Source organism: Allobranchiibius sp. GilTou73 (assembly GCF_021391335.1).
Taxonomy (GTDB): Bacteria; Actinomycetota; Actinomycetes; order Actinomycetales; family Dermatophilaceae; genus Allobranchiibius; species Allobranchiibius huperziae.
The window spans coordinates 1,871,948-1,896,900 of the sequence record NZ_CP090051.1; the positions used below are offsets into that span (position 1 = coordinate 1,871,948).

Consider the following 24,953-nt stretch of genomic DNA (forward strand, 5'->3'; position numbering starts at 1 on the left):
CGTCATCAGCGGCGAGCTTCCGGAAGAACAGCGTCGACGGCGCCCAGTAGACCCGGACGGGACGAGCCCGTCACAGCTCAGGAACAAGCGGCCGCACGCCGTTCGCGTTCAGCGCGGAAGACGTGCGGCAAGCGGGGTGGTACCGCGGTGTCGCCGGTGACAGACCGGCGTACGTCGTCCTCGGGCAGCGCAGAGGACGATTCGCAGACCGAAGGACGCACCCGCATGACCTACCCGAAGGTCGATCCCACCGCCGACGGCACCCCCGCGACGACCGGCTCAGGCGTCGCACCCAGCCCGGACTTCCCGGCCATCGAGGGCGCGGTGCTGGACTACTGGGCCAAGGACGACACCTTCCAGGCCTCCGTGCAGCAGCGCGACGCCGGCCAGGACGGCAGCAACGAGTTCGTCTTCTACGACGGCCCGCCCTTCGCCAACGGGCGGCCGCACTACGGCCACCTGCTGACCGGCTACGTCAAGGACCTCATCCCGCGCTACCAGACGATGCGCGGCAAGCGGGTCGAACGACGCTTCGGCTGGGACACCCACGGGCTCCCGGCGGAGCTGGAGGCGATGAAGCAGCTCGGCCTGAAGACCAAGGACGAGATCCTCGACATGGGCGTCGAGAAGTTCAACGACGCGGCGCGCGCCTCGGTGCTGCGCTACACGGGGGAGTGGGAGTCCTACGTGCACCGGATGGGCCGGTGGGTGGACTTCGAGAACGACTACAAGACCCTCAACCCGCAGTACATGGAGTCGGTCACGTGGGCGTTCAAGACGCTCTACGACAAGGGCCTCATCTACGAGGGCTTCCGCGTGCTGCCCTACTGCTGGAACGACGAGACGCCGCTGTCCAACCACGAGCTGCGGATGGACGACGACGTCTACCAGATGCGCCAGGACCCGGCCGTCACCGTCGGGTTGCGTCTGGAGACAGGGGAGCTGGCCCTCATCTGGACGACCACGCCGTGGACGCTGCCGTCCAACCTGGCGATCATGGTGCGCCCCGACATCGACTACGTCGTGCTGGAGTCGGACGTCACCGGCACCACCGAGCGCTACATCCTCGCGGCGGCCCGCGCGGCGTCGTACGCCAGGGACCTCTTCGGCGCCGCGGACGCCGACTGGGAGTCCCACGTCGTGCAGCGCCTGACCGGCGCCGACCTGCTCGGGCGCACCTACACCCCGCCCTTCGGCTACTACCTGGGCCACGAGAACGCCTTCCGGGTCGTCGAGGCCGACTTCGTCACCACCGAGGACGGCACCGGGCTCGTGCACAGCGCGGGCGCCTTCGGTGAGGAGGACATGGTCGTCACCGACCGCGAGGGCATGCAGCCGGTGATCCCGGTCGGCCCCGACGGTCGATTCACCGCGCCGGTCGACGAGTACGAGGGCATGCAGGTCTTCGACGCCAACTCCCACATCATCGACGATCTCAAGGCCGCGACCCGTGGGCCGGACGAGCACGGCCGGGTCACCCCCGGCACGGTGCTGCTGCGCCGTGAGACCTACGACCACAGCTACCCGCATTGCTGGCGCTGCCGCAACCCGCTCATCTACATGGCGGTGTCGTCCTGGTTCGTGCAGGTCACCGCGATCAAGGAGCGGATGCTCGCGCACAACCAGGAGATCACCTGGGTGCCCGGCGGCGTGCGGGACGGCCAGTTCGGCAAGTGGCTGGAGGGCGCGCGCGACTGGTCGATCACCCGCAACCGCTTCTGGGGCAGTCCGGTGCCGGTGTGGAAGTCCGACGACCCGGCGCACCCGCGCATCGACGTCTACGGATCGTTCGAGGAGCTCGAGCGCGACTTCGGCGTGCTGCCGGGGCGGATCGACCCGACCACCGGTGAGCGCGTGCCGGACCTGCACCGCCCGTACATCGACGAGCTGACCAGGCCCAATCCCGATGACCCCAGCGGGAATTCGACGATGCGCCGGGTGAGCGACGTGCTGGACGTGTGGTTCGACTCCGGGTCGATGCCCTACGGCCAGGTGCACTACCCGTTCGAGAACGCCGAGTGGTTCGAGCACCACTTCCCCGGCGACTTCATCGTGGAGTACATCGGCCAGACCCGCGGCTGGTTCTACACGTTGCACGTGCTGGCGACCGGGCTCTTCGACCGGCCGGCGTTCAAGTCGGTCATCTGCCATGGCATCGTCCTCGGCTCCGACGGCGCCAAGATGTCGAAGTCGATCGGCAACTACCCCGACGTGTCCGAGGTCTTCGACCGCGACGGCGCCGACGCGATGCGCTGGTTCCTCATGGCCAGCCCGATCCTGCGCGGCGGCAACCTGGTCGTGACCGAGCAGGGAATCCGCGACGGTGTGCGCCAGGTGATGATGCCGCTGTGGAGTAGCTGGTACTTCTTCAGCCTCTACGCGAATGCGGCCGGCTACGAGGCGAAGTGGTCGACCGCCAGCACCGACGTGCTGGACCGCTACCTGCTGGCCAAGCTGCGCGACCTGGTCGACACGACCCAGGCCCAGCTCGACGTCTACGACATCGCGGGAGCCTGCGAGAGCGTCGGCGGATTCCTCGACGTCCTCACCAACTGGTACATCCGCCGGTCCCGGGAACGCTTCTGGGATGCAGAATCCCGCGGCTCGGACGCCACGCATGCGGCGTTCGACACGCTCTACACCGCGCTGGAGGTGCTGACCCGGGTCGCGGCGCCGCTGCTGCCCTTCGAGGCCGAGCAGATCTGGCGCGGGCTCACCGGTGGCCGGTCGGTGCACCTGACCGACTGGCCGACCGCGGACGACCTGCCCCGGGACGAAGCGCTGGTCGAGGCGATGGACCGGGCGCGAGCGATCTGCTCGACCACCTCCAGCCTGCGCAAGGCCCACCAGCTGCGCGTACGGCTGCCGCTGCCGAGCGTCACTGTCGTCGTGCCCAACCCGGAGGCGCTGGCCGACTTCACCGGGGTCATCGCCGACGAGGTCAACGTGCGCGACGTGCGCCTCGCCGACCTGGCGGACGCCACCCAGGAGGAGTACGGCGTCACGCAGCGACTCTCGGTGAACGCCCGAGCCGCTGGTCCGCGTCTCGGCCGGGCAGTGCAGCAGGCCATCAAGGGCAGCAAGTCCGGCGACTGGTCGGTGGCCGAGGACGGCTCCGTGACCAGTGGCGGCCTCGCCCTGCTCGAGGGTGAGTACACCCTGGAGACGGTCGTGTCCGGCGACGCGGCATCGACCCAGGTGCCCTCCATGCTCCCCGGCGGCGGCTTCATCGTCCTCGACACCGCCGTCACCGACGAGCTGCGCGCCGAAGGGCTGGCCCGCGACGTGATCCGCGCAGTGCAGCAGGAACGCCGTGAGGCGGGCCTGGACGTGAGCGACCGGATCAGCCTGTCGGTCGCCGGTGACGACGACGTGTGGCAGGCCGTGGTCGCCCACCAGTCGCTGATCATGGGCGAGACTTTGGCCGTGCAGTTCGGCGCTGCCGGTGCGGGGCACGAGCTGCCCGGCGGCACCGTCGTGCAGCTCGGCGACGGCAAGAAGGTCACCATCGCCGTCAGCGTGCCGAGCCGGCCGGGAGGTCCGCGATGACCGCGGCGGAGGTGTCGCAGCGCGTCCAGATCCGCGAGGCGGTCGGCGACGATCTCCTCGGGGTCATCGAGGTGGGCCGGCAGACCTGGCCCATCACGTACGGCCCCATCGCGGGCGACGACTACGTGGCGATGGGCCTGGCGAAGTGGTGGACCGCGGACGCCACCATCCCGGCCATCCGGTCCGGTCGGGCGACGGTCGCCGCGGTCGGGGATCAGATCATCGGGGTGTCCGTGGTCGGGCCCCTCGGAGACGAGATCGCCCTCTGGAAGCTCTACGTGCTCCCCGAGCACCAGGGCAGCGGCGTGGGTTCGCGGCTGCTGCGCACGGCGATCAGCCGTGCGACCGACGACGGATGGAAGAGCATGGTCCTGTCCTACCTGGACGGCAACGAGAACGCCGCGGGCTTCTACGCGCACTTCGGCTTCGACTTCTACGAGCGGGAGACAGCGGGTTCCGGTGTGCCGGACAGCATCTGGGTGCGCCGCGTGCTGAGGGAGGACGCATGAGCAGCGGGCGTCCCGACGCAGCGGCGCGCGAGGCCGAGGCCCAGCTGGAGTCGCGCAAGCGGCTGCACGAGGTCGAGAGGGAGATCCTGGCCCGTACCCCCGAGAGCACGCCGGAGCCGTCGCTGCAACGCGTCGTGCAGGTCATGGAGCTGCTCGGCGAGCCGCAGCGCACCTTCCCGGTGATCCACCTGACCGGCACCAACGGCAAGACGAGCACGACGCGCTTCATCGAGCGCATCCTGCGCGAGATGGGCCTGTCGACGGGGCGGTTCACCTCACCGCACCTGCACGACATCCGCGAGCGGATCGCGTTGAACGGCAAACCGATCGACCCCGAACGCTTCATCGCGACGTACGACGACGTGCTGCCGTACGTACAGCTGGTCGACCAGCGGGCGGCCGAGGCCGGCGAGCCGCGCACGACGTACTTCGAGCTGCTGGTGGTGATGGCGTACGCCGCGTTCGCCGACGCGCCCGTCGACGTCGCCATCGTCGAGGTCGGGCTCGGCGGCCGGTGGGACGCCACGAACGTCGCCGACGGCCAGGTCGCGGTCATCACCCCGATCGACATCGACCACCAGCGGCTGCTCGGCAACACCATCGAGGAGATCACCCTCGAGAAGCGCGACATCGTCAAGGCGGGCGCTATCGCCGTCGTCGGTCGCCAGGAGCCCGACGTGCACGAGCTGATCGCCGAGCGCGCCCAGGAGGTCGGCGCCACCGTCGTCAGCGAGGACGAGCAGTTCTTCGTGCTGGCCAGGGACCAGGCGGTCGGCGGTCAGCAGGTGTCGGTCCGCGGTCTCGCCGGCGACTACAACGACCTGTTCCTGCCGCTCTTCGGCGACCATCAGGCGCACAACGTCGTCACTGCGATCGCGGCGGTCGAGGCGTTCGTCGGCGGTGGGGAGCAGCCGCTCGACATCGACGTGCTGCGCGAGGCGCTCGAGCGGGTCACCTCGCCGGGTCGCCTGGAGATCGTGCGGCGTTCACCCACCGTGCTCGTCGACGCCGCGCACAACCCCGCCGGCGCTCGGGCGCTGCGCGACGCGCTCGAGGACTCGTTCAACTTCGCCAAGCTCGTCGGCGTCGTGGCGATCCTGCAGGACAAGGACGCCGACGCCATCCTCCAGACGCTCGAACCGGTGCTCGACGAGATCGTCGTGACCCGTACGCGGTCCGAGCGGGCGACGAACCCCGACCGGTTGGGGGAGCTGGCCACCGAGATCTTCGGCGAGGACCGAGTCTTCGTCGTGCCGAGCCTTCCCGAGGCCCTGGACCGGGCCGCCGAGCTCGCCGACGAGGGCGGCGTCGCGGGCGGAGTGCTCGCGACCGGATCCGTGGTCACGGCGGCCGAGGTTCGCGCGCTGCTCGGGTCGACCGACACGTGAGCGGCACGGACACGTCCGGCCACCGGGTCGCACCCGGCGGCGTGCTGCTCTACGGCGTGGGCGACCGGATGACCCGTCGGCTGGCCGCCGTCGTGGTCGCCTTCCAGGTCGTAGTGGTCCTGCTCGGTGGACTGGTGGCGTACGCGATCGCCAAGTCGCGTGACGGCGTCGGCCACCCGGCGTACCTCTGGGTGGGTGGCGTGCTGGCGGTGCTGTGCATCGTCACGGCGGGAACGATGCGTCGCCCCTGGGGTGTCGCGCTGGGTTGGGTGGTCCAGATCGCTACGCTGGCCGCGGTTTTCGTGGTACCGCTGATGTTCGTGGTGGGGGTGATCTTCCTCGCGCTGTGGATCACGGCACTGGTGCAGGGCCGCAAGATGGACCAGTTGACCGCCGACTACTTGGAGCGACAACCGTGATCGTCCCGACCCCGATCGTCCAGACCGTCCGGGTCCCGGTGACCGCATGAGTTGGCTCGAAGCGGTCCTGCTCGGCATCGTGCAGGGCCTGACCGAGTTCATCCCCGTCTCGTCCTCGGCACATCAGCTGATCGTGGGTCGGCTCTTCTTCGACAACGACGGCGGCGGATCGGCGTTCACCGCCATCAACCAGCTCGGCACCGAGACGGCGGTGCTCGTCTACTTCTGGCGGGACATCGTGCGGCTCATCCGCGCCGGCGTCCTCGCGCTGCGGCGCAGGCTGCCGTGGTCGGACCCGGACGCCCGGGAGTTCCTGCTGGTCATCATCGGCACGCTGCCCATCGGCATCCTCGGGCTGATCTTCAAGAACGCCATCGAAGGCCCGGCGCGCAACCTCTGGATCACCGCCAGCATGCTGCTGCTCTTCGCGCTGGTCATCGCCTATGCCGACAGCACCGCGCGGCAGACCAAGCAGGTGCAGGACCTCACCACCCGCGACGGCATCTTCTTCGGCCTCTGGCAGGCGCTGGCCCTGATCCCGGGTGTCTCCCGGTCCGGCGGCACGATGAGCGGCGGGATGCTGATGGGCTACCGCCGGGAGTCGGCTGCTCGCTACTCCTTCCTGCTCGCGATCCCCGCGGTGTGGTCCTCCGGCCTGTTCGAGCTCGCCGGCGAGGTGTCCAAACCCAACCCGGACGGCTGGGGCCAGGTGGCCGTCGCGACGGTGCTCGCGTTCGTCATCGGGTACGCCGTCATCGCCTGGCTGATGCGCTACCTCACCACGCATACGCTGCGGCCGTTCGTCTTCTACCGACTCGGACTGGCCGTGCTGCTCTTCGTGCTGCTGTCGGTCGGCGCGCTGCAGGCCACCTGACCCGTACCCGTTAGGGTTTCGCCCGTGAGCGAGCAGATCGAACGCACCCTGGTGATCGTCAAACCCGACGGCTTCCGCCGCGGCCTGACGGGGGAGGTGCTGCGCCGTATCGAGTCCAAGGGCTACGTCCTGGCCGACCTGCACATCACGACCCCCGATCGCGAACGCCTCGCCCGGCACTACGAGGAGCACCAGGGCAAGCCGTTCTACGAGCCGCTCGTGGACTTCATGTCCTCAGGGCCGGCCACGTTCGTCGTGGTCGAGGGCCACCGCTGCATCGAGGGCTTCCGCGCCCTGGCCGGCGCCACCGACCCGACCAAGGCGCTGCCCGGCACCATCCGCGGCGACCTCGGGCGCGACTGGGGCGAGAAGGTGCAGGCGAACATCGTGCACGGCTCGGACTCACCGGAGTCGGCCGCCCGCGAGATCTCCATCTGGTTCTAGTCACCCCACGAAGTTCTCCGCTGCGCTCCGATACTTCGCGGGGACCCCGCCACGAAAATCACCCCACGAAGTTCTCCGCTGCGCTCCGATACTTCGCGGGGACCCGGGTTTCCCTTTACGACGTTCCTTCATCGGCCGAGCGGGCCGAGATGCACGGTGCGCGCGGGTCGGCGGCGTGCGTTCGGGGCCGAGCGGGCCGAAACGCAGGGTGTGCGCGGGTCGGCGGCGTGCGTTCGGGGCCGAGCGGCCCGAACGCAGAATGAGCGTGGTCGTGCCCCCGGTCAGCGGGCGCCGAGAGCCTCGTCCAGTCCGGTGATCGCCTGCTCCAGCAGCGTCGCCAGCCGGGCGCGCTCGGTGGTGTCGAGCCGGTCCAGCACGTCCGACTCCATCACGTCCGACTCCTGGATGACCTGTTTGAACAGCTCCCAGCCCGTCTCGGTCAGCGCGACGAGGATCCTGGTCCGGTTCTCCTTGTCGGGGGTGCGCTCGAGCAGCCCCCGCTCGCTCATCCGGTCCAGCCGGTGGGTCATCGACGACGGCGCGATGGCGGTCGCGTGCGCCAGGTACGACGGCGTCGTCAGCTGACCGTCGGGCGCCGTGGCGAGGATGGAGATGACCGACCACTCGCCGGAGGAGAGGCCGACATCCTGCAGCTGGCGGGTGTACCACTGGGCGAGGCGACGGGACATCCCGTGCACCGCGGTGATGACGCGCTGGACCTGTTCGTTCCCCCCGGCCGCGACGTACGCCGCGACCTCCGCCTCGTAGCGGGCGCGTTCACTGGGTCGATCAGTCGGCACGGATCGGCTCATGAGCGACAAGTCTGCCACTGCCGGCCTGCCACGATGACCGCATGCACACGGACCCCATAGCCACCGGCCTGCTCGAGGTCGGCGACGGACACCGCGTCTACTGGGAGGACTCCGGCGCCCCCGACGGCGTACCTCTGGTCTATCTGCACGGCGGCCCGGGCGGCGGTCTCAACAAGGGCAGCTACCGGGGCTGGTTCGACAACGACCGCTTCCGGGTCATCGGCCTGGACCAGCGCGGCTGCGGCCGGTCGACGCCGCACGCGTCCGACCCGACGTACGACCTGGGCGCCAACACGACGGCGCACCTAATCGCCGACCTGGAAGCGCTGCGCACCCACCTCGGCATCGAGCGCTGGGTCGTGACCGGGGTGTCGTCGGGCTCGACCCTGGGGCTCGCCTACGGCCGCGCCCATCCCGAACGCACCCTCGCGGTCAGCGTCATGGCGGTCACCACCACCGGCCGAGCGGAGGTGGACTGGATCACCGAGCACGTCGGGCGGATCTTTCCCGAGGCGTGGGATGAGTACGCCGGGTACGCCGAGCGCGCGGGCGTCGGCTACCGCCGCGGGCAGGGACGACTCGTCACGGCGTACGCAGGTCTGCTGGCCGACCGCGACCCGCTCGTACACCGCCCGGCGGCCGAGGCCTGGATGCGCTGGGAGGACGCGCACGTCGGGCTGCTGCAGCCGACCACCAACCACAGCGAGCGGCCGATCGACTACCAGGTGGCGTTCACCCGGCTGACCGCCCACTACTGGAGTAATGACGGCTTCGTCGACCCGCCGCTGCTCACCGACCCCGGCGCCCTGCGCGAGATACCGGTCGGGCTGGTCCACGGACGCAGGGACATCAGCGGACCGGCGGTGACGGCGTACGAGCTGCACCGCGTGCTCCCGAGGTCGCGGTTGGTCATCGAGAGCACCGAGGGCCACGGCGGACCGCTCATGGTCGCGGCGTGGCGGCAGCTCACCTGTGACCTGGGACTCGGCTCAGCGGCCGCGCGGTGGGCGAGGCAGGGGAACGCCCGACACGTCTACCCTCAGCAGGAGCCGCCCAGCAGGAGTCGCCCGCCGTCAGACCAGTGAGAGAGATGCGATGACCAGTTCGGATCTATGGAACGACGTCGGTGCGATCGCCGCGTACGCCGGGGTGGGCGTCGGGATGATGCTCGTCGGCTACGCCCTGATCGACATGCTCACCCCGGGCAAGCTGCACGAGCTCATCTGGGAGCAGCGCAACACCAACGCCTGCATCCTGGTGTCGGTCAACGTGGTCTCGGTCGCCGCGATCATCGTGGCGGCGATCCGCAGCGCCCACGGCGACCTCACGGACGGCCTCATCCGCACCGCGGTCTTCAGCATCCTCGGGATGCTGATCATGGCGGTGTTCTTCGTCATCCTCGACATCCTGACGCCCGGAAAGCTCGGCGCGATGATGGTCGCCACCGAGCGGCACCCCGCGGTGTGGGTCACTGCGGCCAGCCACCTGGCCATCGCAGCCGTCATCACCGCCGCGATCACCTGAAAGACGCGGCTCGCACGCGGCCCGGCGAAGGCGTAGTGGCGCCCTCTGCCGATTAGGGCGCCTCCTGTCGCGCTGCTATTCTGGGGATCGCCGTATACCGGCCGCGGATCGACAGCGCCCTGGTGGACATGCCCAGGAGCACCGCGCAACGAGTCACAGAAATGGAGTCATCCTCACGATGCCCCTGGAAACCGCCGTCAAGGCACAGATCATGTCCGAGTACGCAACGTCCGAGGGTGACACCGGGTCCCCCGAGGTGCAGGTCGCGATGCTGACCCAGCGCATCAAGGACCTCACCGAACACTCGCGTCAGCACCCGCACGACCACCACAGCCGCCGCGGGCTGCTCCTCCTGGTCGGCCAGCGCAAGCGTCTGCTGCGCTACCTCGAGGACATCGACGTCGAGCGTTACCGCTCGCTCATCAAGCGACTGGGTCTACGTCGCTGATCACCCACTTCACGCCAGCAGGCGGTCACCTTCGCGGTGGCCGCCTTCTGGCGTGTTCGGGGGTATGGCGACCCCGCCGGCCGCAGCCGCTGCGCTGCCGCCCGCGGCCAACATCGCCGTACGCCCCGAAATGAAGAAAACGGCCGCGGGCAACGACGATCCGCCGGCCGGTCAGAAGAGAACAGAAGAGGAGACCCAATGGAGGGTCCAGAGATCACTTTCGCCGAAGCCACGATCGACAACGGCAGCTTCGGCACCCGCACCGTCCGGTTCGAGACCGGACGCCTCGCCAAGCAGGCAGGCGGCTCCGTGCTGTGCTACCTCGACGACGAGACCACCCTGCTGTCCACCACGGCCGCAGGCAAGCAGCCGAAGGACCAGTTCGACTTCTTCCCCTGACGGTCGACGTCGAGGAGCGGATGTACGCCGCGGGCAAGATCCCCGGCAGCTTCTTCCGCCGCGAGGGACGGCCCTCGACGGATGCCATTTTGACCTGTCGCCTCATCGACCGCCCGCTGCGCCCGACCTTCAAGAAGGGTCTGCGCAATGAGGTCCAGGTCGTCATCACGGTGCTGTCGCTCAACCCCGACCACCAGTACGACGTGCTCGCCATCAACGGTGCGTCCGCCTCCACGCAGATCTCCGGCCTGCCGTTCTCCGGCCCGGTCGGCGCCACCCGCGTCTCCCTCATCGACGGCCAGTGGGTCGCCTTCCCCAACTTCTCCGACGCGCAGCGCTCGACCTTCGACATGGTCGTCGCCGGCCGCGTCGCCGGTGACGACGTCGCGATCATGATGGTCGAGGCCGAGTCCACCGAAGCGACCTGGGACCTGGTGAAGAACCAGGGCAAGACCGCTCCGACCGAGGAGATCGTCGCCGAGGGTTTGGAAGCGGCCAAGAAGTTCATCCGCGTCCTGTGCGACGCGCAGTCCGAGCTCGCCTCGCAGGCGGCGAAGCCCGTGCAGGACTTCCCGATCTTCCTGGACTACCAGGACGACGTCTACGAGGCCGTCGAGAAGGACGCCTCCGAGCAGGTCGCCGCCGCGTTCACGATCGTGGACAAGCAGGACCGCGAGGACAAGATCGAGGAGCTCAAGGGCGCCCTGAAGGCCGAACTGGCCGGCGAGGGCAAGCGCTTCGAGGGTCGCGAGAAGGAGGTGTCCGCCGCCTACCGCGCCTTGCAGAAGGCTCAGGTCCGGCAGCGGATCCTGCGCGACAAGGTGCGCATCGACGGTCGCGGTCTGGCCGACATCCGTGCGCTGTCCGCCGAGGTCGAGGTGCTCCCGCGGGTGCACGGCTCGGCGATCTTCGAGCGTGGCGAGACCCAGATCATGGGCGTTACCACCCTCAACATGCTGCGCATGGAGCAGCAGCTCGACACGCTCGGCCCGGTGTCGCGCAAGCGCTACATGCACAACTACAACTTCCCGCCGTACAGCACCGGTGAGACCGGTCGCGTCGGTTCGCCGAAGCGTCGCGAGATCGGCCACGGAGCACTCGCCGAGCGCGCCCTGATGCCGGTGCTGCCGACCCGCGAGGAGTTCCCGTACGCGATCCGCCAGGTCTCCGAGGCGCTGAGCTCCAACGGCTCCACCTCGATGGGCTCGGTCTGCGCGTCCACCCTGGCCCTGCTGAACGCCGGTGTGCCGCTGCGCGCCCCGGTCGCCGGCATCGCGATGGGCCTGGTCTCCGCCGAGGTCGACGGACAGACCCAGTACGCCGCGCTGACCGACATCCTGGGAGCCGAGGACGCCTTCGGCGACATGGACTTCAAGGTCGCCGGCACCCGCGAGTTCGTCACCGCGATCCAGCTGGACACCAAGCTCGACGGCATCCCCGCCGACGTGCTCGGCCGTGCGCTCACCCAGGCACGCGACGCCCGGCTCTACATCCTGGACGTCATGCACGAGGCCATCGACGGCCCCGACGAGATGAGCCCCTTCGCACCGCGTGTCATCACGGTGAAGGTGCCCGTCGACAAGATCGGTGAGGTCATCGGCCCGAAGGGCAAGATGATCAACCAGATCCAGGAGGACACCGGCGCGGACCTGTCGATCGAGGACGACGGCACGGTCTACATCGGCGCGACCGACGGTGCGTCGGCCGAGGCCGCACGGGCCGCGGTCAACGCGATCGCCAACCCGCAGATGCCGGAGGTCGGCGAGCGTTTCCTGGGCACCGTGGTCAAGACCACGACGTTCGGCGCGTTCGTCTCCCTGCTGCCCGGCAAGGACGGTCTGCTGCACATCTCCGAGGTGCGCAAGCTCGTCGGCGGCAAGCGGATCGACAACGTCGAGGACGTCCTGAAGATCGGTCAGAAGGTGCAGGTCGAGCTCAAGGAGGTCGACCCGCGCGGCAAGCTGTCGCTGGCCGTCGTCGAGGACGCGTCGGCTGCTGCCGAGGCCGCCCCCGCCGCCGCGGAGCCGGCCCCCGTGGCCGACGCCGCTCCGGTCAGCACCGTTCCCGAGACCGCTGCGGACGACACCACGGCCGTCGCCGCCGAGGACGACGGTTCCGCGCAGGGCACCGGATCCGAGGACACCGGTGGCCAGGGTGAGGGTGGCGAACGCCGCCCGCGCAACCGTCGTCGTGGCGGTCGCGGCCGTGGCAACAACGGTGGCGGACAGGGCGGCTCGAACGAGTCGAACCAGCCCGCCGGCGCGACCCCGGCCGACGCCTGAGTCAGACACGCCGTACCCGGACGCCCGGTGCCCCGTTGGGGGTGCCGGGCGTCCGTGCGTCCAGGCCCCTGCCGCGGTTGTCAGCGTCGTAGTGGTGCCGGCGCCAGGAATCCGCTGACAACCGGAAGCGGTCTCGGCGGTCGTCAGCGTCGTGGTGGTGCCGGCGCCAGGAATCCGCTGACAACCGGAAGCGGCGGCCTGAGAGGATCACCGGTATGCGGGTGGACCTGATCGTGACGTGCGCGGTCGGGTTCGAGGATCTGTTCCGTGGCGACCTGCTGCAGGAGCACGGCATCCGGAGCCGGTCGCTCGAGCCGGGGGAAATCCTGCTGCAGGACGTGGAGGACCTGGGGTTCCTGACGTCCGCCACCGCGCTGGACCGGGTGGCCCTGCCCTGGGATCCGAGTGCACCGTCCGAAGTCACCGCGGACGTCGTACGACGGCTCGCAGACCGCGTTGGGATCGAGCAGCCGGTGCGGTTCCGGGTGCAGGCCGCTCCCGACGTCCGCGAGGAGCTGATCGCACGGTTCTGCGACGGAGAGGGTTGGGTGAACGCCCCCTCCGACTGGCAGGTGAACCTGGATCTCGAGCGCGGTGTCGCCCAGCTGGGACCCCTGGCGTGGGCGGCCCGGTTCGGCACGCTGCGCCGTCTGCCGGCCGCGACACCCGTGTCGGTGGTCGCGGGTCTGCTGCGGCTCGCCAAGTGCGCTCCCCACGACCTCCTGCTCGATCCCTGCGCGGGGGTGGCGACCGTCCCGGTCGTCGATGCGATCGAGCGGCCGGACGGCCGAGGGATCGGGCTGGACCAGGACGTCGAGGCCGTCGACCTGGCGCGTCGCAACCTTGCCGTGCGCGGCTTGGACCGACGCGTCGACATCGCCGCGGGGGACGCCGCCCGACTGGATCTGGCCGACCGCAGTGTGGACCGCGTCGTCACAGACCTGCCGTTCGGGAAGCGGATCGGCAGCAATAGCAACAACATCGAGCTCTACCCGAGGGTGCTGCGCGAGATCGAGCGTGTGCTGACGCCGAGCGGCCGGTGCGTCCTGCTCACCGACGACAAGCGGGTCTTCAAGGACGCTCTGGCACGCACCCGCGGGCTGAAGATCGTGCGCGAGCAGGTGGTGCGCTACCACGGCGTCAACCCCTCGGCGTACGTCGTGACGCGCAGCCGCGCACCGGGCCGCCGCGCCCGCTGAGGCGCCGTTTGCTAGGACTGTCCTATGCCTCCACCGCTCGTCCTCGGTCCGCTGCTGCGCCATGTGGGGAGACGACGGCCACGATCTGGGTCGAGACGGCTGCCGCCGGGCAGGTCGAGGTGCGCACAGATCGGGGCCACACCACCTCCGCGCCGACCTTCTCCGCGCACGGCCACTACTACGCGATCCTGCTGGTCGAGGACCTGGCCCCCGGGTCGGTCCAGGACTACCAGGTGGCCGTGGACGGCGACGTGGTGTGGCCGACGCCCGATGACGTCTACCCGCCGTGCCGCATCGCCACCCTCGATCGCAGCAGGCCGTCGCGCTTCATCTACGGGTCGTGCCGCACGAGCGTGCCGCACGACAAGGAGGGCACCCAGGCGCACGGGGTCGACGCGTTGCGCGCGTACGCGCTGGAGATGGTGCGCGACCCCGACCACTGGCCCGACTTCGTGCTCTTCCTCGGCGACCAGCTCTATGCCGACGAGACATCGCGTGCGATGCGCGAGTTCATCGAGCGTAGAAGGGGATTGGATGCCCCGCCGGGGTCGGAGGTGAAGGACTTCGTGGAGTACGCCGAGCTCTACCGGCTGGCATGGTCCGACCCGGCGAACCGATGGCTGCTCTCGACGTTGTCCAGCGCGATGATCTTCGACGACCACGACGTACGCGACGACTGGAACACCTCGCAGGCCTGGCACGAGGAGATGAACGAGCTGCCGTGGTGGCGCGATCGGATCACCGGTGCGCTCGCGTCGTACTGGATCTACCAGCACGCGGGCAACCTGGCGCCGGAAGAGTTGCAGGAGGACGAGATCTGGCAGCAGATCGCCGCCCACGACCCCGCCGACGGTGAACTGGACGTCACCGGGGTCATCGATGCGTTCGCCGACCGGGTCGACCGCGACCCGCAGACGTACCGTTTCTCCTTCACCCGCGAACTGGGCGAGAGCCGGCTGGTGGTCATCGACTCCCGCAACGCGCGGGTGCTGCGGCCGGGGGAGCGCGCGATGCTCGACCCGACGGAGAGCGACTGGTTCGACGAGCAGTTGCACGGCGACACCTCGCACCTGTTCATCGGCACGTCGCTGCCGTTCTTCCTGCCGCCGGCCATCCACGACCTGGAGTCCATCGACGAGACGATGGCCGGGGGCGCGTGGGGCGGGCGACGAATGGCCCGACTGGGAGAGAAACTGCGGGAGGCCGTCGACCTGGAGCACTGGGCGGCGTTCGAGCGGTCGTTCGCGCACGTGCTGCAGCGCGTCGTGGAGGTGGCGCGCGGAGAGCACGGGGCGGCGCCCTCGACGATCACCTTCCTGTCCGGCGACGTGCACAACTCCTACATCACCCAGGTGCAGCACGAGCGGTACGAGCTGGACTCGCGGATCCTCCAGGTCGTCTGCTCGCCCATCCGCAACCCGCTGCCGCCGCACGTGCGGATGCTGCAGGGCACGTTGGCGAACTGGACGAGATCGCCGATGCGCCGGCTCGCACGGCGCCTGCCGCAGGTGCGACTTCCGGCGTACGAGTGGGACCTCACCCATGGGCCGTGGTTCGACAACAACATGGGCGGTGTCGAGGTGCTGGGGGACCGGCTCCTCTTCACCTGGGCACGCGGCCTGGTGTCCGACGAGAAGTACGACCAGCCGCGGCTGGACCGCGTCTCCACCGTGTTGATCGGCTGAGTGAGGCTGTGCCAGAAGGACATACGATTCACCGGCTCGCCTCCGCGATCGACGACGCATTCGGTGGGAGTCGGCCGGCGGTGAGCAGCCCGCAGGGCCGCTTCGCCGAGAGCGCGGCCCTGCTCGACGGTACTTATCTCGACAGCGCAGACGCCTGGGGCAAGCACCTGTTCGTGGAGTTCTCCGCTGAGCGGGTGCTGCACGTGCACCTCGGCCTGATCGGCAAGTTCAGTGTCCTGTCGTACGACGACATGCTGCCGCCTCCGCGCGGCGCCGTGCGGCTCCGGCTGGCGACCGACACCACGGTGGCCGATCTGCGCGGGCCCATCATCTGTGCGCTGCGCACTCCCGCGGAGGTGGCGGAGGTCATCGCGCGCACCGGCCCGGACCCGCTGCGCGCGGACGCCGACCCGGGACGCGCGTGGGATCGGATCCACCGAAGTCGCAAGGCGATCGGACAGTTGCTGATGGACCAGGACGTGGTGGCGGGCATCGGCAACCTCTATCGCTGCGAGCTGCTGTGGCGCCACCGGGTCGACCCGTTCAAACCGGGCAACAAGGTGCGCTCAGCGGTGTGGGACGCGCTGTGGGCCGACCTCGTGCGGTTGATGAAGGTCGGTGTCGCGACCGGTCGGATCGTGACGGACGAGGCTCAGGTGGAGAAGGCGGAGGCGGCGATCGCGACCACCGGTGGGGCCGTCGTACGCCGCCCGAAGCACGCTGTCTACAAACGCACTGACGAGCCGTGCCCGAGGTGCGGCACGAAGGTGCGCACCCAGGTGATGGGCGGACGCAATCTCTTCTGGTGCCCGCGCTGCCAGCGCCACCGCGCCGCCTGACCCACCCGACGCCGACGCGGTGCGCGGTCTCGGGCCCGGCGGACGCCCGCGCAGGCGGACGCAGCAGCGCGGAACGGGCTGATGCGACGGGCGAGCCAGTAGGTTTCGGGGATGGCCCTGACCATCCGAGTGCACGAGACCGCGACCAAGCACTGCCCTGCCGAGCGAGCCGACCTGCAGCTGCGCATCGAGGCGGAGGGCGCCGACAAGCACGCGGTCGCCGAGCGGGTGCGGGCGGTGCTGCGCCTGATCACCGACCAACTCGCGGACCTGGAACGCAACGGAGCCGTGGGCCGGTGGAGCAACGAGCAGATGACCACCTGGTCCGAGCGCCCCTACGGCCACGACGGGGAGCGGCTGACGCTGACGCACCGGACCTCGGCCGACGTACAGGCTCGTTTCGCGGACTTCGGGCAGCTCGGCCATGCCGTCGAGCAGTGGTGCGAGATCGACGAGGTGCGGCTCGAGCACGTGCAGTGGGAGCTGACGACCGCCACCCGTAACGAGGCGAGCAAGGCGTTGCGCGCGCAGGCGGTGCGGTCCGCGGACGAACACGCCCACCAGTACGCGCGCGCCGCCGGCAAACAGGCGGTCGAAGCGGTCAGCATCGCCGACAGCGAATCGTCCGCCGGCGGGTACGAACCGCGCATGGAGGCGATGGCGGCCGTCGTCGGCGGGCATTCCGCGGAGCTGCGCTTCGCTCCCCGCAGGATCGCGGTGAGCATCGCGATCGACGTGGAGTTCCAGGCTCACTGACCTGCTCGACGGCCCGGCGTGCGGACAGCGTGGCGGGAGACATCCGGCAGGTCAGTCGCCGGACTCGCCGCGCTGATGGAAGCGATCGGCCAGCCGGGGGTCGTCCAGCCACCAGGGGCGGTCCGCGGTAACCCCGTCCTGCTCGGTCGCCGCATCCGTCGTCCGGGCGGGCTCCACCCGTTCCTCGGCATCCAGTCGCGCGTCCACCTGGGCGGCCTCCACCGCGTCGCTGCGCATCCACTGCACGAACACCGCCGCCAGGAGCGGCACGCCGATGGCCTCGGCGACGCCGAGCAGGGCCCCGCCCGTGAACTTCTGATCCAGCGTCTTGCTGAAGTGCGCGTGCGCTGGAGTGTCCCACCCCGGGAAGTTCGGCACCAGCAGCGAGGACGCGGTCATCACCAGGATGCCGGGGATGGCGTCGAGCAACCCGTCGACGAAGGCGAACAGCGCGCGGACCGGTGCGGTCGCCCATGCGGGCAGCAACTCCTCGGTGAGGAGCGGCAGCACGACGAGGACCCCCACCGCGAGCAGGTGCGCCAGGAGCACCAACTCGCCGATCCCGGAGGTGATCGCCCACTGCGCGTAGCCGGTGAAGAAGATCAGCACGATGCTGACGGCCGCCAGGACGGATGCCAGCAGGGGGAACATCAGCACCCGCGCGACGCGCCCCTGCAGCACAGTGACCGCGCCGGGACGGACACGGCGTACGAGCCCGACCGGGTCGCCGATCGCCAGGGCCAGCGGCGTCACCGAAGCCACCACGCCCACCTGGCCGCCGAAGCACCAGAGCAGGCTGGTCCGGTAGGCGCCGATCGCCCCGCAGGTCACGTAGATCAGCGACCCGACACCTGCCACCAGATACACCGCGGTGCGCCACCACGGCCACCGCTCACCGTGTCGCGACACGAGGGCGACCAGGGCGAGGTACGGCGCGGCCAACAGCAGCGCCACGACGACGCCCGGCCACGACCACGTCCAGGCCGTCAACCAGGAGGCAGGAGTGAAGGCGGGCACCCACCCATCCTCTCTGACGCCCCTGGGTACGCGCCTACTGTGTCCCGTATGACGTCACGCATCGCCCTGGTCACAGGGGCTACCGGTTACATCGGTGGCCTCCTGGTGCCGCAACTGCTCGAGAACGGTTGGCAGGTAAGGGTGCTGAGCCGCCACCCGGAGACGCTGCGGACCCGGGAGTGGGGGGACCGGGTCGACGTGACGGAGGGCAACGCCTCCGACCCCGCCGACATGGCGCGCGCGCTCGACGGTGTGGAGGTCGCCTACTACCTGCTGCACTCGATGGACGGCGGCGGTGACTTCGTGCGGCGGGACCGGGAGATGGCGCAGGTGGTCGCCGACGCGGCCACGGCTGCCGGCGTCCGCCGGATGGTCTACCTGTCCGGGCTGCACCCGACGGGTCATCTGTCGCCCCACCTCGGTTCACGCGTCGAGGTCGGTGAGATCCTCCTGGCCAGTGGCGTGCCGACCGCGGTGCTCCAGGCAGGGGTCGTCCTCGGGGACGGATCAGCCTCCTTCGACATGCTGCGCCACCTGACCGAGCGGCTGCCCGCGGTGGTCGCGCCGCGCTGGCTGCGCAACCGCATCCAGCCGGTCGCGGTCGACGACGTGATGCATTACCTCGTCGGCGCCGCCGACCTCGCGCCCGAGGTCAACCGCACCTTCGACGTCGGCGGCCCGGACGTGCTGACCTATGCGGAGATGATGCGGGAGTACGCGCGGGTGACCGGTCTCGGATCGCCGCTCATCGCGACGGTCCCCGTACTCACCCCCGAACTCGCCAGTCACTGGGTGGGGGCGGTGACCCCGGTGTCGGCGGGTATCGCCCGGCCGCTCGTCGGCAGCCTGGTGCACGAGGCCATCTGCCACGAGGACGACATCCTCGACGTCATCGGCCCACCCCCGGGCGGGCGGATGTCGTATGCCGACGCGATCGAGGCCGCGACCGCGGGCTTCGACCCGGCGGGATGGCGGCACCAGGCGTATCGGGTGGTCGGCCGGACCGTCGGTGTCCTGGGTGTCGGCGCCATCGTTGCGGGCCTCGTGCGCCGCAAGAGCTGACATCGCAGATGCACGGCGGGGCGCAGGCGCCCCGCCGTGCATGTCCGGAAGCGGAGATCAGGCCGGCTGGTTGACCTCGGTGTCGCGCACGGCGTCGGACGCGGCGGGGGACTCGTCGTCATCGTCGTCGTGCACGTAGTGACCGCCCCGCAGCAGGCTGGCCACCGCCGCGATGAGCATCATCGCCGCGGCGGTGAGGAACACGATCACCAGGCCGTCGTGGAAGGGGCCGCTCAACAGGTGGGGGAAGAACTCCCGACCGGTCAGGGTCTTGGCGTTCCCGGCCGGCACCTGCTTCAGCACCCCGGTCGGGCCGAGCAGCGACTGGATCGGGTTGAAGCCGAGGAACGCCGCGAAGAGCGACCCGACCGGCGGCAGTCCGGCGACCTGATCGGCCACCCCTGCCGGCACGTGCTGGGCGGCCAGGCCGGTGCGCAGCTGGTCGGGCAGGTGCGAGGCCAGTCCGACGATCATCAATGAGAAGAAGATCCCGATCGACAGTGATGTGCCGGAGTTGAAGAACGTCGCGCGCATCCCGGACGCCGCTCCGCGTTGGTTGGCCGGCACGCTGTTCATGATGGCCGTGGTGTTGGGAGCGGAGAACATCCCGGACCCGATGCCGTTGAGGAAGAGCAGCAGCGCGAAGACCGGGTAGCTGAAGTTGACCGGAATGAGGATGAGCCCGACGAACGTCGCGGCCGTCAGCACCAGGCCGCCGCTGGCGAACGCGCGAGCACCGACCCGGTCGGACATGAAACCGGACGCCGGTCCGGCGATCAGGAAGCCCACGGTGAGCGGCAGCAGGTAGATGCCGGCCCACAGAGGGGTGCTCTGGTAGTCGTATCCGTGCAGCGGGAGCCAGATGCCCTGCAGCCAGATGATCAGCATGAACTGCATGCCGCCCCGGCCGATCGAGGCGAGCAGCCCGGCGAAGTTGCCGGCCGCGAACGCCTTGATCTTGAACAGACCCATCGAGAACATCGGGTCCTTCACCTTTGACTCGATGACGGTGAACGCCACGAGGAGCGCCAGGCCGCCGATCAGTCCGGCGAGCACCCAGGGGTTGGTCCACCCCATCGAGTGGCCGCCGTACGGCTGGATCCCGTAGGTGATCGCGACGAGGATCGCGGTCACGCCGCCGGCGAAGGTGATGTTGCCGGGGATGTCGAGGGTGCCGCGGCGCTTCACACCGAGCTCGCGCAGCGAGGTGTAGGACCACACGGTGCCGAGCAGGCCGATCGGGACGCTCACCAGGAAGATGGCGCGCCAGTGCCATTCGGACAGCACACCGCCGATGATCAGGCCGAGGAACGATCCCGCGATGGCCGCGACCTGGTTGATACCCAGGGCCATCCCGCGCTGGTGGGACGGGAAGGCGTCGGTGAGGATCGCCGTCGAGTTCGCCATCAGCATCGCGCCGCCGACGCCCTGCACGAGGCGTCCCAGGATGATCCACATCGCGCCCCCGCCCTGGTGCAACGGATCGACCGTGAGGAAGAGGGAGGAGATGGTGAAGACCACGAAGCCGAGGTTGTAGATCTTCACCCGGCCGAACATGTCGCCCAGGCGCCCGAGCGTGACGACCAGCACCGCGGAGACGACCAGGAACCCCATGAGCGTCCACAACAGGTAGCTGATGTTCCCGGCGCCGAGCGGGTTCAGCCCGATCCCGCGGAAGATCGCCGGCAGCGAGATGATCACGATCGAGGAGTTGATCGTCGCCATCAGCACGCCGAGCGTCGTGTTCGACAGTGCCACCCACTTGTAGCGCGGGTGCTCGGCCTCGTAGCGACGGCGTACTCCACGGGTGCGCTGCTCGCGGGGCGAAGCGGCCTCGGACATGAGTCTCCTCGAAGATCGAACAGGGCGTCGCGCGGCATGCGCCCGCGACCGTTAACTTAGGTAACGAATATACCTCCACTATTCATGCCCTGGGAATAGCCCCACCACCTACCCTGGGCGACGTGAGCGAACGCATCCCCGTAGCCGTCATCGGATCCTCCGGTCGGATGGGGTCGGCTGCCGTGCAAGCGATCGACGACGCAACGGATCTGGACCTGGTGGGGCGCTTCGATCACGGCGATCCGCTCGGCGACCTGGGCGGCGCCAGTGTCGCGGTGGAGTTGACGACGCCCGATGCCTCGCCGGACAACGTCGCGCACTGCGTGGCTGCCGGCGTGCACTGCGTCGTCGGCACGACGGGCTGGTCGCCGCAGCGGCTGCAGGCGCTCGAGGCGCAGCTGGTCGACCACCCGCGGGTCGGCGTGCTCATCGCGCCCAACTTCGCGATCGGCGCGCTGCTGATGATGGCGTTCGCGCAGCGCGCCGCCCGGTTCTACGAGTCGGTGGAGATCATCGAGACCCACCACCCGGACAAGGTCGACGCACCCTCGGGTACGGCGGCGCGCACCGCGTCGCTGGTCGCGGCGGCCCGTGCGAGCGCCGGACTGGCCGATGTACCGGACGCGACCCGTGCCGATCCGGACGGCGCTCGCGGTGCCCGCATCGACGGCATTCCCGTGCACGCGCTGCGGATGCGCGGACGGGTGGCGCACCAGGAGGTCGCCTTCGGTGCGGCGGGGGAGGCCCTCACGATCCGGCACGACTCCTTCGACCGGGTGAGCTTCATGCCCGGCGTGCTGGCCGCGGCGCGCGCGATCGGCGATCGGCCGGGTCTGACCGTCGGACTGGAGCACCTTCTCGACTTGTGAGGTCAGCCGATCCCTGGCGCGGGCACGAGCGGCGTCGCTACGATGTGAACCCCGTTCACATCACGCTCTCGCCCCCGGAGGAGCCGCCATGGCCATCAGCCTCAACCCCTACCTGAACTTCAAAGGCCGCGCCCGCGAGGCGATGACCTTCTACGCCTCCGTCCTGGGCGGCACGCCCGACCTCGTCACCTTCGCGCAGTTCAAGATGCCGGTGCCGGCGGGGGAGGAGGAGAACATCATGCACGGCTACCTGCGGACCGAGAAGGGTCTGGAGCTGATGGGGGCAGACGTGCCGAGCACGATGCAGGTGAATCCTGTCGGCGGGATGACCATCTCGCTGTCCGGTGAGGCCGACGATGACGACGAGCTCACGGCGTACTGGAAGGGCCTGTCCGAGGGCGCCAAGATCGACATGCCGCTGGAGAAGGCGCCGTGGGGCGCCAAGTTCGGCCAGCTGACCGACAAGTTCGGCGTGCCGTGGCTGGTGAACATCCAGTTGGAGCAGCCCGGCAGCTGAGCGGGCTCAGTCCTCGACGGGGCCGATCCAGGCGCGCAGGCGCACCTCGCGGGCCGCGCTGTCGCCGGGCAGCGCCCGCTCGCGCCAGGCGCCGTCCGCGGACAGCCCTGCCTGCTCGGCGAACCCGCGCGTCTGCTCGTCGAGGGCGAGCACCCATCCCTCGACCTGCCCGAAGTCGCCGGCTCGCAGAGTGTCGACCGCGGCGTTGAGCAGTCGTGAGCCGTGCCCGGAGCGCCGGTGGCTCGCCAGCACGCCGCCGACGAGGATCTCGCCGGTGCCCTCGTGCTCGCCGGGCCCGATGGCCACGAACCCGACGAGGTCGGCGCCCTGCGTGGCCACCAGCAGTCGGTGCAGCGGGCTCGGGGGACTGGTGAGCGACTCGGCCCACACCTGCGCGAAGGCCTCGGGCGTGAACTGCTCGAGCAACTCAGGCGACAGGAACATGCCGTACGCCTCGCGCCACAGCTGCGCCTGCACGGCGCCGACAGCGTCGGCATCGGGGGCGCGGGCGGTGCGGACCGCCGCGTCGGGGGGTGGGGGTGAGGTCAGTCATAGGTCACATCGCCTGTGTCGAACGCCTGCGGCACGAGCCGCCGCGCCGTGGGGATCAAGGGCAGCCCGGCGGCCTCTTCACGGGTCACCCAACGGGTTTCGGTCACTTCGTCGGAGATGCCCGCCTCGCCTGAGACCGGGTGGGCGCGGAAGCAGACGCCGAAGATCTGGGTGTGGTGCCCGTCGGGGTAGGCGACCACGACGTTCGGGTCGGCGTACGCGGCCAGCACCCCGTCGATCGCGACCTCGAGACCGGTCTCCTCACGGGCCTCGCGGAGGGCGGCCTCCGACCAGGTCTCGCCGGCGTCGACGCCGCCACCGGGCAGGCACCACAGGCCGTTGTCCTCGCGGCGCGTGACGAGCAGCCGGCCCTCGTGCATGACCGCGACGCTGGCGCCGATCTTCTGCCGCGCCCCGCGGGCGATCCGGGGACCGTGCACGACCTGGGTGCGCGGCGTGACCCGGTCGTAGGTCAGGACGGTCCACCCGTCGTGGTCCTCGCGGGCACTTTCGCGCCAGGCCGGTGAGTCGTCGTAGGGCCAGCCGGGGAAGTGCGCGTCACCGGCCGGCTCCTGCGGGATGAGGGAGAGCAGCAGCCGGTCGGCGTAGGGAAGTGCGAGTGCGTAGATCTGGGCTCCGCCCACGACGAAGAAGTCCTCGTCCTGCGTGAGTAGGAGGGCCTCGTCCAGGCTGCGCGCCACCTCCACGCCGTCGGCCCGGAAGTCCGGATCGCGGGTCAGCACGATCGACCGCCGCCCGGGCAGGGCGCCCATGGCCGCGAAGGTCTTGCGGCCCATCAGCATCGGGTGGCCCATGGTCGCGGCCTTGAAGCCGCGCTGCTCGCCGGGGACGTGCCAGGGCATGTCACCGTCCCGGCCGATCACGCCGTTGCGGGCGACGGCGGCGATGAGGGTGATCGTCATACGGCGATCGGGGCCTTGATGGAGGGCGCGGCGACGTAGCCGTCGAGCTCGATGTCCTCCAGCTCGAACGTGTCGATCTGGGTGCGTGCCGGGTTGAGGCGCAGGGTCGGCAGCGGGCCGGGCGTGCGGCCCAGCTGTTCACGGGCCTGGTCGACGTGGTTGAGGTAGAGGTGTGCGTCGCCGATGGTGTGCACGAAGTCGCCGACCCCGAGTCCGGTGACCTGGGCGACCATCGAGGTCAGCAGCGCGTAGGAGGCGATGTTGAAGGGAACGCCGAGGAAGACGTCGGCCGAGCGCTGGTAGAGCTGGCACGACAACCGGCGTACGCCGCCTGCATCCGGCGGCGCGACGTAGAATTGGAAGAGGGTGTGGCACGGGGGCAGGGCCATATCGTCGACGTCGGCGACGTTCCATGCCGAGATCACGAGGCGGCGGGAGTCGGGGGTGGTGCGGATCGCGTCGATGACCCGCGCCAGCTGGTCGATGTGTCCGCCGTCGGGGGTCGGCCACGAGCGCCACTGGTGCCCGTAGATCGGCCCGAGGTCGCCGTTCTCGTCGGCCCATTCGTCCCAGATCGAGATCTTGCGCTTGTGGAGCCACTCGACGTTGGTGTCGCCGCGCAGGAACCACAGCAGCTCACCGAAGATCGAGCGCAGGTGCAGCTTCTTGGTGGTCGTGACGGGGAAGCCGGCGCCCAGGTCGAACCGCATCTGGTGGCCGAAGACCGACAAGGTGCCGGTGCCGGTGCGGTCGTCCTTGCGGGCGCCGTCGTGCAGGGTGCGCCGCAGCAGCGCCAGGTACTGATCCACGGCCCCGATGGTAGTGCCGGGGGGCGACAGCGACGGATCGCTCGCCACGGACATCGGCGTGTGAGCGTTAGTGTGACGCAGGTCACATCGCCGTCCTGTAACGACTCCGGGAGTGGGCCGATGTACCGGGTGATCGCGTCGCTACCCGGACCCCCGAGCGGGTAGCGACGCGATCTTTCATCTCCCGGGTAGCTCCTGGGCAGCTCTCGGGCCGGGCCCACCGCAGGATCGGGGC

General features: G+C 69.8%; 22 protein-coding genes and 1 pseudogene. 17 read left to right on the plus strand and 6 right to left on the minus strand.

Translation table 11 applies throughout. The features are described 5' to 3' along the window. Positions 1 to 225: 225 nt before the first annotated feature. The 6 genes from ileS to ndk are packed head-to-tail and all read left to right on the plus strand — an operon-like array spanning position 226 to position 7,183. A complete protein-coding gene (gene ileS, locus LVQ62_RS09410; RefSeq protein WP_233761112.1) occupies positions 226 to 3,549 on the plus strand; it encodes an isoleucine--tRNA ligase in 3,324 nt (1,107 codons plus the stop codon). Beyond that, positions 3,546 to 4,058 (plus strand): GNAT family N-acetyltransferase, encoded by a 513-nt coding sequence (locus LVQ62_RS09415; protein ID WP_233761114.1) that lies wholly within the window; start codon positions 3,546 to 3,548, stop codon positions 4,056 to 4,058. Before ileS ends, LVQ62_RS09415 begins: the two co-directional genes overlap by 4 nt. Beyond that, complete coding sequence (locus LVQ62_RS09420) at positions 4,055 to 5,446, plus strand: folylpolyglutamate synthase/dihydrofolate synthase family protein (RefSeq protein WP_233761117.1); 1,392 nt, start codon at positions 4,055 to 4,057, stop codon at positions 5,444 to 5,446. The genes LVQ62_RS09415 and LVQ62_RS09420 overlap by 4 nt, the downstream gene beginning before the upstream one ends. Next, positions 5,443 to 5,865, plus strand: coding sequence for a DUF4233 domain-containing protein (locus LVQ62_RS09425; RefSeq protein WP_233761119.1), 423 nt, complete (start codon positions 5,443 to 5,445; stop codon positions 5,863 to 5,865). The genes LVQ62_RS09420 and LVQ62_RS09425 overlap by 4 nt, the downstream gene beginning before the upstream one ends. Positions 5,866 to 5,911: 46 nt before the next feature. Continuing rightward, positions 5,912 to 6,739: an undecaprenyl-diphosphate phosphatase gene (locus tag LVQ62_RS09430; protein WP_233761121.1), complete on the plus strand. Its 828-nt coding sequence runs from the start codon at positions 5,912 to 5,914 to the stop codon at positions 6,737 to 6,739. 24 nt (positions 6,740 to 6,763) lie between these two features. After that, positions 6,764 to 7,183 (plus strand): nucleoside-diphosphate kinase, encoded by a 420-nt coding sequence (ndk, locus tag LVQ62_RS09435; protein ID WP_179481774.1) that lies wholly within the window; start codon positions 6,764 to 6,766, stop codon positions 7,181 to 7,183. Positions 7,184 to 7,464: 281 nt separating this feature from the next. Here ndk and LVQ62_RS09440 read toward each other — a convergent pair whose 3' ends face one another. Beyond that, the gene (locus tag LVQ62_RS09440) at positions 7,465 to 7,995 is read right to left on the minus strand and encodes a MarR family winged helix-turn-helix transcriptional regulator (protein WP_179481772.1); all 531 of its coding nucleotides are present in this window, start codon (positions 7,993 to 7,995) and stop codon (positions 7,465 to 7,467) included. Positions 7,996 to 8,036: 41 nt separating this feature from the next. Here LVQ62_RS09440 and LVQ62_RS09445 point away from each other — a divergent pair, with 41 nt between their 5' ends. The 8 genes and pseudogenes from LVQ62_RS09445 (at position 8,037) to LVQ62_RS09480 (ending at position 17,127) form a co-directional block, all read left to right on the plus strand. Continuing rightward, a complete protein-coding gene (locus tag LVQ62_RS09445) occupies positions 8,037 to 9,080 on the plus strand; it encodes an alpha/beta fold hydrolase (protein WP_233761122.1) in 1,044 nt (347 codons plus the stop codon). Positions 9,081 to 9,090: 10 nt separating this feature from the next. Further along, on the plus strand, positions 9,091 to 9,519 hold the full coding sequence (locus LVQ62_RS09450) for a DUF350 domain-containing protein (RefSeq protein ID WP_233761123.1): 429 nt from the start codon (positions 9,091 to 9,093) through the stop codon (positions 9,517 to 9,519). Between the two features lie 178 nt (positions 9,520 to 9,697). Next, entirely contained in the window at positions 9,698 to 9,967 is a 270-nt protein-coding gene (gene rpsO / locus LVQ62_RS09455) for a 30S ribosomal protein S15 (protein WP_179481766.1), read from the plus strand. 198 nt (positions 9,968 to 10,165) lie between these two features. Continuing rightward, positions 10,166 to 12,648: pseudogene (locus LVQ62_RS09460) on the plus strand (polyribonucleotide nucleotidyltransferase). A gap of 215 nt (positions 12,649 to 12,863) precedes the next feature. After that, positions 12,864 to 13,847, plus strand: a complete 984-nt coding sequence (locus LVQ62_RS09465) for a methyltransferase domain-containing protein (RefSeq protein WP_233761124.1) — start codon at positions 12,864 to 12,866, stop codon at positions 13,845 to 13,847. Between the two features lie 119 nt (positions 13,848 to 13,966). Next, on the plus strand, positions 13,967 to 15,532 hold the full coding sequence (locus LVQ62_RS09470; RefSeq protein ID WP_233761125.1) for an alkaline phosphatase D family protein: 1,566 nt from the start codon (positions 13,967 to 13,969) through the stop codon (positions 15,530 to 15,532). Positions 15,533 to 15,612: 80 nt separating this feature from the next. Beyond that, a complete protein-coding gene (locus tag LVQ62_RS09475; protein WP_370639599.1) occupies positions 15,613 to 16,371 on the plus strand; it encodes an Fpg/Nei family DNA glycosylase in 759 nt (252 codons plus the stop codon). A 111-nt stretch (positions 16,372 to 16,482) separates the two neighbouring features. Then, positions 16,483 to 17,127, plus strand: coding sequence for an SIMPL domain-containing protein (locus LVQ62_RS09480; RefSeq protein ID WP_233761127.1), 645 nt, complete (start codon positions 16,483 to 16,485; stop codon positions 17,125 to 17,127). A gap of 51 nt (positions 17,128 to 17,178) precedes the next feature. On the opposite strand, the gene LVQ62_RS09485 is transcribed toward LVQ62_RS09480, so the two are convergent. After that, a complete protein-coding gene (locus LVQ62_RS09485; protein WP_233761130.1) occupies positions 17,179 to 18,144 on the minus strand; it encodes a cytochrome c oxidase assembly protein in 966 nt (321 codons plus the stop codon). Positions 18,145 to 18,192: 48 nt separating this feature from the next. Between LVQ62_RS09485 and LVQ62_RS09490 the strand changes: the two genes are divergently transcribed. Continuing rightward, a complete protein-coding gene (locus LVQ62_RS09490) occupies positions 18,193 to 19,206 on the plus strand; it encodes an NAD(P)H-binding protein (protein ID WP_233761132.1) in 1,014 nt (337 codons plus the stop codon). Positions 19,207 to 19,263: 57 nt separating this feature from the next. Here the strand turns inward: LVQ62_RS09490 and LVQ62_RS09495 are convergent, their stop codons facing one another. After that, a complete protein-coding gene (locus LVQ62_RS09495; RefSeq protein WP_233761134.1) occupies positions 19,264 to 21,048 on the minus strand; it encodes an MFS transporter in 1,785 nt (594 codons plus the stop codon). A 122-nt stretch (positions 21,049 to 21,170) separates the two neighbouring features. Here LVQ62_RS09495 and dapB point away from each other — a divergent pair, with 122 nt between their 5' ends. Next, the gene (gene dapB / locus LVQ62_RS09500) at positions 21,171 to 21,917 is read left to right on the plus strand and encodes a 4-hydroxy-tetrahydrodipicolinate reductase (RefSeq protein WP_255696356.1); all 747 of its coding nucleotides are present in this window, start codon (positions 21,171 to 21,173) and stop codon (positions 21,915 to 21,917) included. A gap of 88 nt (positions 21,918 to 22,005) precedes the next feature. Next, positions 22,006 to 22,434 carry a VOC family protein gene (locus LVQ62_RS09505; protein ID WP_233761136.1) on the plus strand — a complete coding sequence of 143 codons (429 nt, stop codon included), beginning with the start codon at positions 22,006 to 22,008 and terminating at the stop codon, positions 22,432 to 22,434. A 6-nt stretch (positions 22,435 to 22,440) separates the two neighbouring features. Here LVQ62_RS09505 and LVQ62_RS09510 read toward each other — a convergent pair whose 3' ends face one another. The 3 genes from LVQ62_RS09510 to LVQ62_RS09525 form a co-directional block, all read right to left on the minus strand. After that, a complete protein-coding gene (locus LVQ62_RS09510) occupies positions 22,441 to 22,911 on the minus strand; it encodes a GNAT family N-acetyltransferase (RefSeq protein WP_233761138.1) in 471 nt (156 codons plus the stop codon). A 68-nt stretch (positions 22,912 to 22,979) separates the two neighbouring features. Next, on the minus strand, positions 22,980 to 23,909 hold the full coding sequence (locus LVQ62_RS17625; protein ID WP_304504461.1) for a dihydrofolate reductase: 930 nt from the start codon (positions 23,907 to 23,909) through the stop codon (positions 22,980 to 22,982). Continuing rightward, entirely contained in the window at positions 23,906 to 24,718 is an 813-nt protein-coding gene (locus tag LVQ62_RS09525; protein ID WP_304504462.1) for a thymidylate synthase, read from the minus strand. The genes LVQ62_RS17625 and LVQ62_RS09525 overlap by 4 nt, the downstream gene beginning before the upstream one ends. Between the last annotated feature and the right edge of the window lie 235 nt (positions 24,719 to 24,953).